At 67.1% G+C, this 16,041-nt stretch carries 14 protein-coding genes; 8 read left to right on the top strand and 6 right to left on the bottom strand.

The annotated features are described in order from the left end of the window. Positions 1–73: 73 nt before the first annotated feature. Entirely contained in the window at positions 74–2,233 is a 2,160-nt protein-coding gene (locus tag ACIBW7_RS14825) for an RNA degradosome polyphosphate kinase (protein ID WP_397046765.1), read from the bottom strand. Positions 2,234–2,394: 161 nt separating this feature from the next. Continuing rightward, a complete protein-coding gene (gene cofC / locus ACIBW7_RS14820; RefSeq protein WP_397046764.1) occupies positions 2,395–3,093 on the bottom strand; it encodes a 2-phospho-L-lactate guanylyltransferase in 699 nt (232 codons plus the stop codon). A gap of 43 nt (positions 3,094–3,136) precedes the next feature. On the opposite strand from cofC, the gene ACIBW7_RS14815 reads away from it, so the two are divergent. Together ACIBW7_RS14815 and ACIBW7_RS14810 are read left to right on the top strand one after the other, a co-directional pair. Then, complete coding sequence (locus ACIBW7_RS14815) at positions 3,137–4,132, top strand: NAD(P)H-dependent glycerol-3-phosphate dehydrogenase (protein ID WP_397046763.1); 996 nt, start codon at positions 3,137–3,139, stop codon at positions 4,130–4,132. A gap of 66 nt (positions 4,133–4,198) precedes the next feature. After that, positions 4,199–5,296, top strand: coding sequence for a D-alanine--D-alanine ligase family protein (locus tag ACIBW7_RS14810; RefSeq protein WP_397046762.1), 1,098 nt, complete (start codon positions 4,199–4,201; stop codon positions 5,294–5,296). An 89-nt stretch (positions 5,297–5,385) separates the two neighbouring features. On the opposite strand, the gene ACIBW7_RS14805 is transcribed toward ACIBW7_RS14810, so the two are convergent. Next, complete coding sequence (locus ACIBW7_RS14805) at positions 5,386–6,381, bottom strand: DUF3515 family protein (RefSeq protein ID WP_397047076.1); 996 nt, start codon at positions 6,379–6,381, stop codon at positions 5,386–5,388. Positions 6,382–6,554: 173 nt separating this feature from the next. On the opposite strand from ACIBW7_RS14805, the gene thiL reads away from it, so the two are divergent. From thiL to ACIBW7_RS14785, 4 genes are read left to right on the top strand one after another with little or no spacing between them, the layout of a single operon-like run. Next, a complete protein-coding gene (gene thiL, locus ACIBW7_RS14800) occupies positions 6,555–7,670 on the top strand; it encodes a thiamine-phosphate kinase (protein ID WP_397046761.1) in 1,116 nt (371 codons plus the stop codon). 11 nt (positions 7,671–7,681) lie between these two features. Further along, positions 7,682–8,365: a uracil-DNA glycosylase gene (locus ACIBW7_RS14795; RefSeq protein WP_397046760.1), complete on the top strand. Its 684-nt coding sequence runs from the start codon at positions 7,682–7,684 to the stop codon at positions 8,363–8,365. 44 nt (positions 8,366–8,409) lie between these two features. Beyond that, positions 8,410–8,676, top strand: a complete 267-nt coding sequence (locus ACIBW7_RS14790; protein ID WP_040693471.1) for a hypothetical protein — start codon at positions 8,410–8,412, stop codon at positions 8,674–8,676. A gap of 57 nt (positions 8,677–8,733) precedes the next feature. Continuing rightward, on the top strand, positions 8,734–9,597 hold the full coding sequence (locus ACIBW7_RS14785) for an alpha/beta fold hydrolase (RefSeq protein WP_397046759.1): 864 nt from the start codon (positions 8,734–8,736) through the stop codon (positions 9,595–9,597). Here the strand turns inward: ACIBW7_RS14785 and ACIBW7_RS14780 are convergent, their stop codons facing one another. The 3 genes from ACIBW7_RS14780 to rpmB all read right to left on the bottom strand — a co-directional run bounded on the left by ACIBW7_RS14780 (position 9,598) and on the right by rpmB (position 11,204). Then, positions 9,598–10,380, bottom strand: a complete 783-nt coding sequence (locus ACIBW7_RS14780; RefSeq protein WP_397046758.1) for an enoyl-CoA hydratase/isomerase family protein — start codon at positions 10,378–10,380, stop codon at positions 9,598–9,600. A 39-nt stretch (positions 10,381–10,419) separates the two neighbouring features. Beyond that, entirely contained in the window at positions 10,420–10,911 is a 492-nt protein-coding gene (locus ACIBW7_RS14775) for a GNAT family N-acetyltransferase (RefSeq protein WP_397046757.1), read from the bottom strand. A 101-nt stretch (positions 10,912–11,012) separates the two neighbouring features. Beyond that, positions 11,013–11,204, bottom strand: coding sequence for a 50S ribosomal protein L28 (gene rpmB / locus ACIBW7_RS14770; RefSeq protein ID WP_011210730.1), 192 nt, complete (start codon positions 11,202–11,204; stop codon positions 11,013–11,015). A gap of 360 nt (positions 11,205–11,564) precedes the next feature. Here rpmB and ACIBW7_RS14765 point away from each other — a divergent pair, with 360 nt between their 5' ends. Beyond that, positions 11,565–13,712, top strand: a complete 2,148-nt coding sequence (locus ACIBW7_RS14765; RefSeq protein ID WP_397047075.1) for a DAK2 domain-containing protein — start codon at positions 11,565–11,567, stop codon at positions 13,710–13,712. Between the two features lie 4 nt (positions 13,713–13,716). After that, positions 13,717–15,990: an ATP-dependent DNA helicase RecG gene (recG, locus tag ACIBW7_RS14760; RefSeq protein WP_397046756.1), complete on the top strand. Its 2,274-nt coding sequence runs from the start codon at positions 13,717–13,719 to the stop codon at positions 15,988–15,990. Positions 15,991–16,041: the final 51 nt, after the last annotated feature.

The raw sequence follows: 16,041 nt of genomic DNA, 5'->3' as shown, positions 1-16,041 counted from the left end.
TGCGCCTTACCAGCGCTCGGCTCCGTCGTGCGCGATTGCGCGCTGTGTTGATGGTTCACTCGCTGCCGTTCGTTCACGGCTGATCTGGTCTCCGCACTCGCATCATGAATTGTTGGTGGTCACGTACCTCGACGCCGTTGCTATCGGCGCCGTCGGGTGAGGCATGCCAGCTGCCGTCGGCTTGGAGTACCCAGCAGCGCGTCGTCGGATACAGCGCCGAGTCGAAGACCGAGCCCAGCTGCTCGCACAGCTTCGGATCCTTCACCTGTGCCATGACTTCAACGCGCCGGTCCAGGTTCCGGTGCATCATGTCGGCGCTGCCGATCCAGTATTGGTCCTGGGCCTGGAAGTGCAGAATTCGCGAATGTTCCAGGAAGCGCCCGAGAATCGAACGCACCTCGATGTTCTCGCTCATCCCCTCGACACCGGGTCGCAGACCGCAGATCCCACGCACCACGATCTGTACCGGTATACCGGCCTGAGAAGCTCGGTAGAGCGCGTCGATGACTTGCTCGTCGACAATTGCATTGGCCTTTATCCGGATTCGCGCCGGGGTGCCCTCCCGCGCCAGCTCGATCTCGCGCTGGATGCGCTCGATGATGCCGGCGCGCACACCCTGCGGTGCGACAAGCAGGTTGCGGTAGTTGGCCTTTCGCGAGTAACCGGTCAGCGAATTGAACAGATCGGTCAGGTCGGCGCCGATTTCCGGTGCGGCGGTGAGCAACCCGACGTCCTCGTACAGGCGCGCGGTCTTCGGGTTGTAGTTGCCGGTGCCGATATGGCAGTAGCGGCGGATGGTCGAACCCTCGCGACGCACCACCAGGCAGGTCTTGCAGTGCGTCTTGAGGCCGATGAGGCCATAGACCACATGCACGCCCGCCTGTTCCAGCGCGCGGGCCCATTTGATGTTGGCCTGTTCGTCGAAGCGCGCCTTGATCTCGACCAGTGCGACGACCTGTTTACCCGCCTCGGCCGCGTCGATGAGCGCGTTCACGATCGGGGAGTCACCAGAGGTGCGGTAGAGGGTCTGTTTTATCGCGAGCACCTGCGGGTCGGCGGCGGCCTGTTCGATGAAGCGCTGCACGCTGGTGGAGAACGAGTCGTAGGGGTGATGCACCAGCACATCGCCCTCACGCAGGGCCTGGAAGACATTGCGCGGGGTTTCACGCTCGCCGAACGCGGGCGGCGTCGCGGGCACATACGGCGCGTCCTTGAGATTGGGCCGGTCCACGCCGTATACCTGCCAGAGGCAGGACAGGTCCAGCAGGCCGGGCACCTGGATCACATCGCCGGGATCGACCTCGAGCTCACGCAGCAGCAGATCGAGCATGTGCTCGGTCATATCGTCGGAGACCTCTAGTCGGACCGGCGAGCCGAAGCGGCGGCGAGCGAGTTCCCGCTCCAACGCCTGCAGCAGATCCTCGTCGCGATCCTCGTCGACCTCGAAATCGGCATTGCGGGTGATCCGGAACGAGTGGTGTTCGACGACCTTCATACCCGGGAACAGCAGATCGAGGTGCGCGGCGATCAGTTCTTCCATCGGCAGGAAGGCCGCGACCGGGGAGCCGGAGTCGGTGCGCCGCACCCGAACGAAGCGATCGACGTTGTCGGGCACCTTGACGCGGGCGAAATGTTCGCCGCCGGTGGAGGAATCCTTCACCGTCACCGCGAGGTTGAGACTCAGGCCGCTGATGTAGGGGAACGGGTGCGCCGGATCCACCGCGAGCGGGGTGAGCACCGGAAAAACCTGATCCTGGAAGTAGCCCGAGAGGCGTTGGCGCTCATCGTCATCCAGATCGGACCAGTCGATGATGGCGATGCCCTCGGCGGTCAGCGCGGGCAGTACCGAGTCGAGGAAGACGCGGGCGTGCCGGTCGGCGATCTCCTGGGTGCGCGCCGCGATCAGCTCCAATTGTTCGGTGGGCGAACGGCCGTCGGCCGAACGCACCGAAAGTCCGGTCTCCGCACGGCGTTTGAGACCGGCGACGCGGACCATATAGAACTCGTCCAGATTGGAGGCGAAGATCGCCAGGAATTTCGCGCGCTCCAACAATGGCAGCGATGCGTCCTCGGCAAGCGCGAGAACTCGGGTGTTGAAGTCGAGCCAACTGAGTTCGCGGTTCAGGTAGCGATCACGTGGCAACCGCTGTTCGCCGGCATCCTCGGCCGGTGGGGTCGCGGCGGGCAGTGCGGTCGGCAGCACTTGTTGTTTGACGGTTTCGATATCGCTCATGCCCGCGCCTCGCTGGCACGCGGCACCGACATGCGCGATGCACGCTGGTTCCGAAATAGCTTGCTTCGCTCACTCACGCCAACGATCATCCCCTACAAACCGGGCCGTGTGCAGCCCGACGCCATCATTGCCGTGCGTATCACGCCGGATGTGGCGACCGGCTAGCACACCCGGCGTACCCGCTCGTGAACGTGAATCGGCCAACCGATGTCGTGCAGCACAGCGCCTGTCGAATCGCCCGCGCCGAGCTCGATGGCGCGGTCCAGATCGTCGGCGGTGTCGACGTCGAGCCGCAATCCGGGCCAGTCACCGTGCAGGTCGACCGCACCCGCGTCGATGTGTCGACGCGCCGAACCGGGACCGAAGCGCGGATCCAGCGGGGCGACGGTATCGCGAACCAATAATGCGGCCGTACCGCTGCCGGCGTGGTCGACGACGACCGAACGAACGCCGACCGGCGCGGTGGTCAGCATGTCCGAGAGTTCGTCGGGGCGCAAGGCGGGCAGATCCGCCTGCAGGGCCAGCAGCTCGATCGGACCGTGCCGGTGTCGTAATGCGGTGGCCGCGTCAGTGAGCGCGGTGTTCAGACCGTCCGGGTCGGTCGCGTCGATTACCTCACGGCGGGGTTCGGGATGCACCACCGCACCGAGCGTGCGCGCCAGCTCGGCAACGACCGGATCCGGGGTCACCACGGTGACCGACGCGATCTGCGGAACCGCGACGGCGGCGGACACGGTGTCGGCGAGCATGGCGAGCACCAGCCGGGCCCGGTGTTCCGGGCGCAGCCGATCGGCCAGACGGCTCTTGGCCCGATCGAGGCTCTTCACCGCGATCACGGCGTGCAACGCATGCGGACGCATGGTGCTAATCCTTCCATGAGTGGTTCCGTGGCATATTGGGCAGATGACGAGGGCGGCAGTGCTGGGCGCGGGATCATGGGGGACCGCGTTCGCGAAGGTGTTGGCGGACGCGGGAACCGACGTCACGATCTGGGCCAGGCGGCCCGAGGTGGCCAAGGCCCTGGCCACGGAACACCGCAATCCGTTCTATCTGCCCGATGTGCAATTACCCAGCGTGACGGCCACTCACGACCACGCCGAGGCGCTCGACGGCGCCGATATCGTCGTGCTGGCGGTTCCGTCCCAATCCCTGCGCGCGAATCTCGAGACGTGGCGGGACTCGATCGGGCCGGATGCCGCGCTGCTGAGCCTGGCCAAGGGCATCGAGAACGGCACGCTGCTGCGGATGAGTCAGGTCATCGGTGAAGTCACCGGTGCCGATGAGAGCCGGATCGCGGTGCTGTCGGGTCCGAATCTGGCCAAGGAGATCGCGGCCGAGCAGCCCGCGGCCACCGTGATCGCGTGCACCGACGCCGCGCGGGCGGTCGCACTGCAGCAGGCCTGCGCCAACGGCTACTTCCGGCCCTACACCAATACCGATGTGATCGGCTGCGAGATCGGTGGCGCCTGTAAGAACGTCATCGCGCTCGCCTGCGGCATCGCCTCGGGAATGGGGTTGGGCGACAACTCGATTGCCAGCCTGATCACCCGCGGGCTGGCCGAGATCATCCGGCTCGGGGTCGCGCTCGGCGCGGAACCGGCCACGTTGGCGGGACTGGCCGGGGTCGGCGATCTGGTCGCCACCTGCACCTCGCCGCTGTCGCGCAACCGCTCGTTCGGGCATGTGCTCGGGGCGGGCGGGTCCATGGAGGCGGCCCAGGAGGCCACCCATGGTCAGGTTGCCGAGGGTGTGAAGTCGTGCACATCGGTGCGGGCGCTGGCCGCGGCGCACAATGTCGAGATGCCGCTGACCACGTCGGTGCACCAGGTATGTCACGAGGGCGTTCCGGTGCTCGAGGCGGTCGGCAACCTGCTGGGGCGGCGGATCAAACCGGAATAGGGGCGGACGCTATAACCGCACGGGCGCGAGGTTGGATCGGCACCCATAACGGGTACGGTTCCGTTCATGACGAACCGGATCAGGGTTGCTGTGGTGTTCGGCGGGCGCAGTAACGAGCACGCCGTCTCGTGTGTGTCGGCCGGCAGCGTGCTGCGCAACCTCGATCCGGAAAAGTACGAGGCCGTGCCCATCGGCATCACCCTCGACGGCGCCTGGGTGCTCGGTGGTTCCGAGGTGGCGTCGCTCGGATTCAAGGACAACGCGCTGCCCGCGGTGGACAGCAGCGGCACCGCGCTCACGCTGGCCGCTGATCCGAGCCGGTCCGGCTCGTTGGTCGCGCTCGATGATCCGACTGCGGCACTCGGTTCGGTGGATGTGGTGTTCCCGATTCTGCATGGTCCGTTCGGTGAGGACGGGACGTTGCAGGGCATGCTCGAATTGGCCGGGGTGCCGTATGTCGGGCCGGGGGTACTGGCCAGCGCCGCGGGCATGGATAAGGAATTCACCAAGAAACTGCTCGCTGCGGAGGGGCTGCCGATCGGGCGGCAGCTGGTGCTGCGGCGCGGGACCGACACGCTCGATGCGGATGATCGCGCGCTGCTGGGCCTGCCGGTATTCGTCAAACCGGCGCGCGGTGGTTCCTCGATCGGCATCACCAAGGTTACCGATTGGAGCGAGTTGGACGCGGCGATCGCGACGGCGCGCGAACACGATCCGAAGGTGATCGTGGAGGCGGGCATCCTCGGACGCGAAGTCGAATGTGGCGTGCTGGAATTTCCGGACGGGCGGGTCGAGGCCAGTGTGGTCGCCGAGATCCGGATGCCGGATGCCGATGCCGCGGCGCCGGAGTTCTACGACTTCGATACCAAATACCTAGACGATGTCTGCGAATTCGATGTTCCGGCGAAACTGGACGATGAAGTGTCCGACAGCGTCAGGGAACTCGCGGTGCGGGCGTTCAAAGCGCTTGACTGCCAAGGTTTGGCGCGGGTGGACTTCTTCGTCACGGCGGAGGGGCCGGTGATCAACGAGATCAATACGATGCCCGGCTTCACCTCGATCTCCATGTATCCGCGGATGTGGGAGGCGACCGGAATCGACTACCGGGCGCTGGTTTCCACACTGATCGAGACCGCGCTGGCACGGGGTACCGGGTTGCGGTGAGCAACTCTCGGCCTGTCGGCCAGGACCCGCGGTGTCGCAAGTGCGCGCCCAGTACCGCGGGTGTGGCGCAATGACGCGGGGTGTGGGCGTCAGTTCGGCAGCGGGCCGGGATCGATCAGCTGGGCCGGTATGTTGGCGGTGATCGTGTCCGAAACTCCTTGCAGCGGAGTCGGTCCGGAGCCGTCGGGGACGGTCAGCGCGATATAGGTCGCGCGGTCGACGGCGAACCAGGTGCTCGCCTTGGCGGCCGCATCGCGGACCTCGAACCATTGCACGCCATTGACGATCTGGAGCGGCGAGGCGCGGTTGAACTCCAACGGCCGCTCCAAACCGCAGCGCAGCACGATGGCGTCGCCGCCGTCCTTGCGCTGCCAGGCGCGAGTCGCGGGGGGAGCCGGTTCCACCAGCGTGGATTTGGAGTAGTCGCCGAGATCGACCGGCAATGCGGGCAGCAGCGCGGTGCACGCCGGACCATCTGCCGCGGGTGCGGGAACCGGACCGAGGACCAGCGGTTCGCGTTCGGTCGGTGCGCGTAGGGCGAGGACCGCGGCGACCAGAACCGCGACTACCAGCACGACCGGGAGTGCGACTGCGGTCGCGATCAGCGCGGGCGGGTAGCCGCTGGATTCGGTCGCGGGCTCGTCGGCGGATTCGGTGCTGTCGGCGGCCGCAGGCTCGGCGTCGTCGGTACCGGCGGCCGCGGTTGAGGCTGTTGCGGAGTCGGCGGGCTCGGAACTAGCGGCATCGATTGAAGCTGTGGCGGGCTCAGCGTCGTCGGTGCCGGTCGAGGCTGCTGCGGAGTCCCCGGGTTCGGTGGCATCGGTTGAAGCTGTTGGGGAGCCGGCGGTCTCGGTTTCGGCGGTACCGGTTGCGGCTGGAGCGGGTTCGGCATCGGCGGTACCGGTTGAAGCTGCTGCGGGCTCGGCATCGGCCGCTGGCGAAGAGCCTTCGGCTCCGGTGCTATCGACGGTGGGCGTGGGTTCCGCCGCCGCGCTGTCCGCAGCCGGATCAACCGTCCCTTTCGACAGCCCGGCCTTCGACGACTTCGCCTCCGACGAACCGCGGTCCGACGATTCCGCCGCCATGCTCACCGGTCCTTCCTGTTCGCGCTGGTGGGGCCCGGTCACCTGGGGGATGGATGCCGCGCACCGGCCTGGTAGTACTCGATTGCCTTGGAAAGGGTACCCTCGGGGCGATTTCAGCCAGCACGACGCCGGGAAGGGACCAGGTCATCAGCGACAGCACACGGCCGAAGACAGTGCGTGAGCTGGGGGAGTTCGCGCTGATCGAGCGGATCAACTCGGGGCGGGTGCAGGCGCCCGGCGTGCTGCTCGGTCCTGGTGACGACGCCGCCCTGGTGGCCGCGCCGGACGGCCGTTTCGTGGTCACCACCGACATGCTGATCCAGGATCGACATTTCCGGCTCGATTGGTCCGGTCCGCGCGATATCGGACGCAAGGCCATCGCGCAGAATGCCGCCGACGTGGTCGCGATGGGTGCGGTGCCGACCGCATTCGTGGTGGCGTTCGGCTGTCCGGCCGATACGCCGCTCGAGCTGGTGGATGGGCTCACCGACGGGATGTGGGCCGAGGCGCGTCGCTCGGGTGGCTCCATTGCAGGCGGCGATGTGGTGCGCAGCCCGCAGCTGGTCATCTCGGTCACCGCCTTCGGCGATCTGGACGGCCGCGCACCGATCACCAGAGCTGGTGCGCGGGTGGGGGATACGGTCGCAGTGGTCGGTCGCCTCGGCTGGTCCGCCGCTGGGTTGGCAGTCCTGACCGCCGGATTCGATCCGACCGATGAACTCTTCGCCGAAGCGCTCGCGGCCCATCGGGTCCCACAGCCGCCCTATTCGGCTGTGCTCGCTGTAGTCACCGATTCCGTTGCCGGAGTGGACAATTCGGGAGCACCCCCAGCGGAAGGCGTACTCGGCTCGGAGCATATCGGGGTGTCGGATCAGTCGAACGCGGCGGAGTTCGGATCGGAGGGCATCATCGGATCTCCCACCGAAGTGCCCGCGACACCCACCGCGCTCACCGATATCTCGGACGGATTGCTCGCTGATCTGGGCCATATCGCCGAGGCGTCCGGCGTCGCCATCGATATCCATTCGAAGACATTGCGCGATCCGGCGCTGGCGACTATCGCGCGGCGTCTGGATGCCGATGCGGCGCAATGGATTCTGACCGGCGGCGAGGATCACGCGTTCGTCGGAACCTGGTCCGCACACCGGGATCTGCCGCCCGGTTGGGTGCCGATCGGACGGGTGCTGGCAGGTCACGGCATCACCGTCGACGGTGCGCGGCATCCGGGCAGTGGGGGCTGGGAATCGTTCAGCGGGGTGGACTCGGCATCCGAGCCCGAGCCACGATAGGTTGTGCGGTCATGGGCGCGAAACCACTGACGGAAATCATGGATCCGGGTTGGGCGAAGGCTCTCGAACCGGTTGCGGAGCAGATCTCGGCGATGGGCGAATTCCTGCGCGCGGAGAATGCGGCGGGCCGCGGTTATCTACCGGCCGGTGAGAATGTGCTGCGCGCCTTTCAGCGTCCGTTCGATGCGGTGCGCGTGTTGATCGTCGGCCAGGATCCATATCCGACGCCCGGACATCCGATGGGCCTGAGTTTCTCTGTCGCCCCGGATGTTTCGCCGGTGCCGCGCAGCCTCGCCAATATCTTCGCCGAATACAGCAAGGACCTCGGCCACCAGACACCGTCCAATGGCGACTTGAGCCCGTGGTCGGATCAGGGCGTACTGCTGCTGAACCGAGTCCTGACGGTTTCGCCGGGTCAGCCCGCCTCGCACCGAGGCAAGGGCTGGGAGGCGGTGACCGATCAGGCGATTCGCGCGCTGGTGGCCAGGGACGAGCCGCTGGTCGCGATCCTGTGGGGTCGGGACGCCCAGACACTGAAACCGCAGCTGGCCGCGGCCGAGGTGCCCTATATCGAATCCGTGCACCCGTCACCACTGTCGGCCTCGCGCGGCTTTTTTGGTTCGCGACCCTTCTCACGAGTGAATGAACTACTCGACGAATTGGGTGCCGAACCTGTTGACTGGCGCCTGCCCTAGATCTCGGGCGTCGAGGTTAAAACACAGTAGAGGAGCACAATTTCATGCAGAACAAGACCGTTCGCGGCGCACTGCGCGGCACCACCGCCACGCTGGCCCTGTGCGCGGCCCTGGCCGGCGGCAGTGCGGCGGCGAATGCGGCCGGGTTGCCGCTCGAGCCCGCCACGGAGACCTCCGCGCCGAAGACCGCCGCTCCGGTCGGCGAGGAATTCACCTCCAATGGCTCCTCGACCATCTCGTCTTCGGTGAATGCCAAGGTCGCGTGCCTGCTGCAGAACACCATCAGCGCGCAGGGCAAGTGGGACTGCTGAGGTCCCATTTATCGGGGCTCGCATGAGTCCCTGCGGTAGCTGTGCGATCGTAGGATCGTGACTAATGCGAACAACCTTCTCGGTCCGATCCGGCTGCGGCTGCGCGGTTCGGATGGGATCGAGCTGGCCGCCGACCAGTTCGGCCCGGCGGACGGCCCGCTCGTCCTGTTTCTGCACGGTGGTGGTCAGACCAGACACTCGTGGAAGCAGACCGGTGCGAAGCTGGCCGTCGCCGGGATGCGGGTCGTCACGCTGGACGCGCGCGGCCACGGCGACAGCGAGTGGTCGCCGAACGCGGACTACCGGCGCGACGCGATGGTCGCGGACCTGGTCGCGGTCCTCGAACAGCTGGCTACCCCCGCGGTCGTGGTCGGCGCGAGCATGGGCGGGATTACCGGCCTGCTGACTACCGCGGATCCGGGCGGCGCGGCGATCACCGCCCTTGTGCTCGTCGATATCGTCACCCGTCCCGAACCCGCCGGTGTCGCGCGGGTGATCGACTTCCTCGGTAAGCATCGCGACGGCTTCGACAGCCTCGAGCAGGCCGCCGACGCGGTCGCGGAATATATGCCGCATCGGCCCAGGCCCAAGAACACCGACGGCCTGCTGCGCAATCTGCGCCAGCGTGACGGTCGCTGGTACTGGCATTGGGATCCGGATATGCTCACCCACCGCGTCGAGGATCCGAGCGAAATGGTGCAGCAGTTGGAGGCGGCCGCACGCGCCCTCACCATTCCCGTGCTGCTGGTGCGCGGCATGCAATCCGATGTGGTGACGCCGGAAGGCGCAGCGGAATTCCAGGCACTGGTGCCGCATGCGCAGCTGGTCGAGATCGGTGGCGCGGCGCATACCGCGGCCGGTGACGACAATGATTCGTTCACCGACGCGGTCGCGAAATTCGTGCTCCAGGTGCGCGGTTAGCTACCGGTTCTGGTAGTCGGGCTTGCGCTTCTCGACGAAGGCATCCACGCCCTCGCGCCCGGCCGGGCTGTTCGCCGCGGCGCTGATGGCATCGCGCTCGTAGTCGAGCTGGTCGCTCAGCGTCGACGAATTCGACCGTGCCAGTAACGATTTGATGCTCGCGTAGGCGGACCGCGGTCCGGTGGCGAGGGTTCGGGCCACAGCCAGTGCCTCGGGCTGTACCTGCTCGTCATCGACGAGCCGACTCAGGATGCCGAGTCGCACCGCCGTTTCGGCGTCGAGAATCGCGTCGGTGAGCAGGATTTCGCGGGCGCGTCCGGCGCCGACGATCCGTGGCAGCGTCCACGACATGCCGCCGTCCGGGCTCAACGCGATGCCCGGATACGCCGGGCGCAGCTTGGTGCTCGGGCCGCCGATCGCGATATCCGCCGCGCACACCAGGCTCATCCCCGCTCCGGCCGCCCACCCCTGCACCCCGGCGACGACGGGCACGATGGTCTCGTCCAGCGCGCGCACGAATTCGTGCAGATCCGTCGCGAGGCCGTAGATATGACCGGCCCGATCCTCGGCCGCCGCGAAGCCGCGCACATTGCCACCCGCGGAGAAGTTCGGTCCGGCGCCCGCCAGCAGGACGGCTCCGATCTCGCGGTCGGCGGACCGCAATGCCTCGGTGCCCGCGTTGATGCCCGCGAAGTCCAGGGAAGTGCCGTTCGCGGCGGTCGAGATGGTGATCTGTAGTACGCCGTCGACGACGGTGACGTACTCGGTGTGCGTTGAAGTCATGGCCAGCACATTAGCTCCCCGCCCTGAGCCGTCTTCCGGTCAGCGGCGGACCATGCGGACTTCGATGGCGGGGGTGAAGGCCTCGATGCGGCTGGTGCCGTCGAGTTCGAAGCCGTGTTTGCGGTAGAAGGCCTGGGCGCGTGGGTTCTTCTCGAAGACCCAGAGAGAGCACGGGATGTCGGGTGCGACGGCGGCGCGGATGAGGTCGTGGGCGACGCCGGTGCCGTACCACGCGGCGCGGACATAGAGGGCGTTCAGTTCGGTTGGGGTGATCGGTGATTCGTCGCGGGACGCGCTCGCACAGGAGAAGCCGATCACCTCGTCGTCGACGAGAGCGACGTAGGCGCTGCCCGGATTGCGGATGCGGACGCGTTCCCATTGCTCCGCGCGGCGGCCGACCTCGAACGCATCCAGGATGTGGTCGGGGACCAGGCCGCGATAGGCCTCACGCCAGCAGGCGATATGGCATTCGGCGACGCCGTGGACGTATTCGGCGGTGAGTGGGGCTATGCGCCAGGCGGGCTGGGTCATGGAGACCATCGTTGCCGAGGGTGGTAGTCGATGACCAGGTCCGCAGATGACTACGCCCCGAACACCTGGTGGTGTCGGGGCGTATGTCGGTCTCTGGGAAATCAGCCGCGAACGACCTTGCCCGCCTTCAGGCAGGAGGTGCACACGTTCATGCGGCGGGTGTTGCCCGGCGCGACCTGTGCGCGCACGGTCTGGATGTTCGGGTTCCAACGACGGTTGGTACGCCGGTGCGAGTGCGAGACCGACTTCCCGAAGCCGGGGCCCTTGGCGCAGACGTCGCAGACGGCAGCCATAGTCGCGAACTCCTTCATGTCATGTGGGGACCGCCGCATGTCGGCAGCATGTCCGGAAACAATGTCTTAATGCCCTGCCGACTGACGTCGGCCAGCGCGAACCCTCTCGGCCGCGCTAGGCAACCCTGCAAGGGTAGCTGGCGGCGCCCGGATCCACCAAACCGGGTCATGAAGCGATGACCTGTGGGCATACCCGATGGTAGTGGATCGGTGTCGCCGATCGACTGTCGGTATCGCCAGCTAACCTGGCCAACGGTGGCAGAACCTTTCGAGCGATCTGCCAGCAGTCGCTTGGGTGCGGTGGCACGGCGGTGTGAACGATCGCGGAGAGAGGTGGCGGTGCCCGGAGTGCGGGACATGATGGGCGACGGCCCTGACGCGGGTCTGCCTGCCGTTGCCGGTCCGAATGAACTGAACGGCACGGCCCTGCTGCGCTGGGGGCGCATCTGTCTCGAAGGCCTGCAGCAGCGTCGCGAGGAGATCAACGCCCTCAACGTCTTCCCCATCGCCGACGCCGACACGGGTACGAACATGCTCGCCACCATGCGAGCGGCAATCCAGGCTGCGGACGCTGCGGTGATCTCGGCCCGCGGATCCGAGCGATCCGCGGCCGAGGGTTGTGCAGCGGATGCCGGGGTGGTCGGCAACGGCGCGAAATCGGACGGCGGCGCCGCGATATCGCACCCCCCTGCGGCGCCGCCGGGGGAGTTCGCGGACCGAGTTGTTGCCACGACCGGTGTCGATCGCCCGACTCCGCCTGGTACTGCGGGCAAAGGGAGCTCGTGGAATGGCGCCAGCGCAGGGGTGCGGGACGGGTATCGCGAACCAGGTGAATCGCTCTCGACGCACGATGTGGCCGCGGCTATGGCGCGTGGGGCGACGCTCGGGGCGCGCGGGAATTCCGGGATCATCTTGTCGCAGGTGTTGCGGGGGATTGCCGAGGCAGCGCGCGGGGGGCCGCTGACGGCGCAGACGTTGCGTGACGCGCTGGCCACGGCATCGGCGTTGGTTCGGGAATCGCTGAGTGTGCCGGTCGAGGGGACCATTCTGACCGTCCTGGAGCGGGCAGCGGAATGTGCTGCGGCCTCTCCGGAATCCGCCCTGGCCCAGGTGGCGGTGGCGGCGGCCGACGGTGCTGCCGAGGCGCTCGGTGATACACCCGCCCAGCTCGGCGTGCTGCGCGAGGCGGGTGTGGTCGATGCGGGGGCGCGCGGGCTGGTCGTGCTTCTCGACAGTCTGGTCGCGGTCACCCTCGGCCGGACACCCGATCGGCCGGAGTACGCGCGAGGCGAATTCGCATTCGCTGGTGACCTGGCGAGAGTTGATCGTGCCAGGGCCGTACCGCATGCCGATTCCGCACCGCGAGCCGACGTCGAACCGCACGGCGCCTGTGTCGAACCCCTGAACAGTGCCGAACCCCACTTCGAGGTGATGTACCTCCTGTCGGACACCGACGACCAACGAATCGCCCGCCTCCGCGCCCACCTGGCCGACCTCGGCGACTCCGTCGTGGTCGTCGGTGACGGCGCAGGCTCCTGGTCCGCGCACGTCCATTGCGCCGACGCGGGCGCCGCCATAGAAGCAGGAATCGCCGCCGGCAGCCTCAGCGCTATCCGCATAGAGAGCTTCACCGTCACCGCCCGCCCAACACCCGCGCCTTCGGGCGTAACCGCGCGCGCCGACATCATTGGACACGCTGATGTTGTCGGGCACCCCGACGCAGCCCGTGCCGATGTTGCTGGTGCCGCTGTGCAGCCTGCGCGCACTGACTCGCCTGCGCTTACTGAATCTCCCGCCGCAGCCGTCGGATCGGGTGCAACCGCGCACGACGCGCCCGATCATGACGGTCCCGCGGACCGCGCCGTCCTGGCTGTCGCATCGGGAGATGGCGCGGCGGCGCTGTTCGAGGCCGGAGGTGCGGTGGTGCTCGGCAGTGACGGGCCGGTGACCAGCGCGGCGCTGCTTGCGGCGATTCGGCGGCTGCCGAATCGAGAGGTGTTGGTGCTGCCGAATGGTGCGCTGCCCGCGCACGAGTTGGTTGCGGTCGGTGTTGCGGCTCGTGACGCGCATCGGGACGTCTTGTTGTTGCCGAGCGGGTCCATGGTGCAGGGGTTCGCGGCGCTGGCGGTGCACGATTGCGGCCGGATCGCCGTGGACGACGCGTTCGCCATGTCGGAAGCGGCGGCCGCGACCCGCTGGGGATCATTGCGTGCCGCGACAGAACGGGCACTCACCATGGTCGGCACTTGCGAGGCCGGTGATGGGCTGGGGCTGGTCGGTCACGATGTCGTGGTGATCGACCGGGATGTGCCGACCGCGGGCCGGACCCTGCTCGACCGGATGCTCGCCTTCGGCGGTGAGCTGGTCACCCTGCTGATGGGTATGGCCGCCCCCGCCGAACTCGCGGACGAACTGGCCGCGCATATCGCGAACGGCTTTCCCGGCGTCGAGGTGAGTGTGTATTCCGGTGGGCAGCAAGCAGATCTGGTGCAGATAGGGGTGGAATAGGGATATGGCGACACTCAGCGATCGGCTGGACCACTTGCTCGGCGTGAAGGCGGCCGAGCCGCTCGCCGATGCCTTCGACATGCACACCGTCGAGGATCTGTTGCGGCACTACCCATTACGTTATGCCACTCAAGGCCAGCCGCTCACCCAGGAGCAGCCGGAGGAGGGCGCGCACATCACCGTCATCGGCCGGGTGACGAAAACCGAACTGCGCCCGATGAAGAACCGCAGGGGGCGTCTGCTCAAGGTCGCCCTCGACACCGGTTCGGTCGCCCCGATCGATATCACCTTCTTCAACGGCGACAAGGTGAGTTACCTTGTCCGCGAAGGAGTCCGGGCCATGATGTCGGGCACCGTGCACTGGTGGCGCCCGGACCGCTGGAACCTCTCGCATCCCGACTATCTGATCCTGCCCGAGAAGGAAGAGGATTCGATCGAGAACCTCACCTCGGTACGCGGTGGCGGCGCCTTGCGCGGATTGGCTCAGAGTGCGAAAGGTAAAGGGGGAGTGGATGTCTCGTTCTTCGAACGGGAATACATCCCGGTGTACCCCGCGACCGCGAAAGTGCAGAGCTGGGATCTGCTCGCCTGCGTCCGGCAGGTGCTCGACCAACTCGACCCGATCGACGATCCGCTGCCGAGTGATCTGCGCGACGACCGCGCGCTGATGAAGATCTCCGACGCGCTGCGCCTGATCCACCTGCCCGAACGCAAGTCCGATATCGAACAGGCCAGGGAGCGCTTGCGTTTCGACGAGGCGCTGGCCCTGCAACTGGTCCTCGCCGAGCGACGACACGACGCGGAGGCGCGAGCGGCCCGGCCGTGTCCGCCCCGATCCGACGGTATCGCAGCGGCTTTCGACACCCGCCTGCCCTTCGAACTGACCGAGGGACAGCAGCAGGTGATCGCGGAAATCTCCGACGACCTCGCGCGCAGCCATCCGATGCACCGGCTACTGCAGGGCGAGGTGGGTTCGGGCAAGACCATCGTCGCACTGCACGCCATGCTGCAGGTGGTCGACGCCGGTCAGCAGTGCGCGCTGCTCGCACCAACGGAAGTCCTTGCCGCCCAGCACTATCGGTCACTGGGCGCGATGCTGGGCGATCTCGGCACCGCCGGTGAGCTCGGCGCCGCCGACAACGCGACCAAGGTCGTGCTGGTGACCGGATCGATGTCGGCGTCGGCGAAGAAAGCGGCGCTACTGGATGCGGTCACCGGCGAAGCAGGCATTGTGATCGGCACCCACGCGCTCATCCAGGACGCGGTGGAGTTCTTCGATCTCGGCATGGTGATCGTCGACGAACAGCATCGGTTCGGTGTCGAACAGCGGGATGCGTTGCGCGCCAAGGCGAAATCCGGCACCAGCCCGCATCTGCTCGTGATGACCGCGACCCCGATTCCCCGCACCATCGCCATGACAACCCTCGGCGATCTGGAGACATCGACCCTCACTCAGCTGCCCCGCGGTCGCTCGCCGATCGTGTCGAAGGTGGTGCCGCGCAAACAGCATCCGAACTGGGTCGACCGTGCCTGGGAACGCATCCTCGAGGAGGTCGGCGCAGGTCGGCAGGCCTATGTGGTGTGCTCGCGCATCGGCGACGACGAAGAGAACGGCAAGGGCCGCAACGGCAAGAAGTCCGGTAAGGCAGAGGAGAAGGAAGGCCCGACCACGGCCGCGGCGCTCGAGGTCTTCGACATGCTGCGCACCGGTCCGCTCGCGAGCGTCCGGGTCGGCCTGCTGCACGGCAGGCTCCCGACCGATGAAAAAGACCAGGTGATGCGCGCATTCAACGACGGCGACATCGACGTGCTCGTCTGCACCACGGTAGTGGAGGTCGGCGTCGACGTGCCCAATGCGACCGTTATGGTCATCGTGGACGCGGACCGCTTCGGTGTCAGCCAGCTGCATCAGTTGCGCGGCCGCATCGGCCGTGGCAAATACCCCGGCCTGTGCTTGCTCATCACCGACGCGGGCCCAACCGGCACCGCCATGGCCCGCCTCGACGCCGTCGCCGCCACCACCGACGGCTTCGAACTCGCTGTACTCGACCTGCGCCAACGCCGCGAAGGCGACGTCCTCGGCGCCGCCCAGTCCGGCACCGCCCGCTCGCTGCGCCTGCTCTCCCTACTCGACGACCTCGAAGTCATCACCGCCGCCCAAGACCTCGCCCGCCAAGTAGTCGAATCCGACCCCGGCCTGCACCGCCACCCGGGCCTCGCCACCATGATGCACGCCGCCGTAGACGCCGAGCGCCTCGAGTACCTGGCGAAGTCGTGAGAATGCACTGGTGGAGAGGCGTTCTCGATGTTTGCCTGCCCCAGCGCATGG

The sequence above is a fragment of the Nocardia sp. NPDC049526 genome (assembly GCF_044465765.1).
Classification (GTDB): domain Bacteria; phylum Actinomycetota; class Actinomycetes; order Mycobacteriales; family Mycobacteriaceae; genus Nocardia.
The sequence above is the reverse complement of the archived record's forward strand: the minus strand, read 5'-3'. Positions and strand labels throughout refer to the sequence as shown.

Coding starts and splice junctions, on each gene's coding strand:
- ACIBW7_RS14825 (WP_397046765.1), bottom strand. CDS start 2,233: ATGAGCGATATCGAAACCGTCAAACAACAAGTGCTGCCGACCGCACTG.
- cofC (WP_397046764.1), bottom strand. CDS start 3,093: ATGCGTCCGCATGCGTTGCACGCCGTGATCGCGGTGAAGAGCCTCGAT.
- ACIBW7_RS14815 (WP_397046763.1), top strand. CDS start 3,137: ATGACGAGGGCGGCAGTGCTGGGCGCGGGATCATGGGGGACCGCGTTC.
- ACIBW7_RS14810 (WP_397046762.1), top strand. CDS start 4,199: ATGACGAACCGGATCAGGGTTGCTGTGGTGTTCGGCGGGCGCAGTAAC.
- ACIBW7_RS14805 (WP_397047076.1), bottom strand. CDS start 6,381: ATGGCGGCGGAATCGTCGGACCGCGGTTCGTCGGAGGCGAAGTCGTCG.
- ACIBW7_RS14795 (WP_397046760.1), top strand. CDS start 7,682: ATGGGCGCGAAACCACTGACGGAAATCATGGATCCGGGTTGGGCGAAG.
- ACIBW7_RS14790 (WP_040693471.1), top strand. CDS start 8,410: ATGCAGAACAAGACCGTTCGCGGCGCACTGCGCGGCACCACCGCCACG.
- ACIBW7_RS14780 (WP_397046758.1), bottom strand. CDS start 10,380: ATGACTTCAACGCACACCGAGTACGTCACCGTCGTCGACGGCGTACTA.
- ACIBW7_RS14775 (WP_397046757.1), bottom strand. CDS start 10,911: ATGACCCAGCCCGCCTGGCGCATAGCCCCACTCACCGCCGAATACGTC.
- rpmB (WP_011210730.1), bottom strand. CDS start 11,204: ATGGCTGCCGTCTGCGACGTCTGCGCCAAGGGCCCCGGCTTCGGGAAG.
- ACIBW7_RS14765 (WP_397047075.1), top strand. CDS start 11,565: ATGGGCGACGGCCCTGACGCGGGTCTGCCTGCCGTTGCCGGTCCGAAT.
- recG (WP_397046756.1), top strand. CDS start 13,717: ATGGCGACACTCAGCGATCGGCTGGACCACTTGCTCGGCGTGAAGGCG.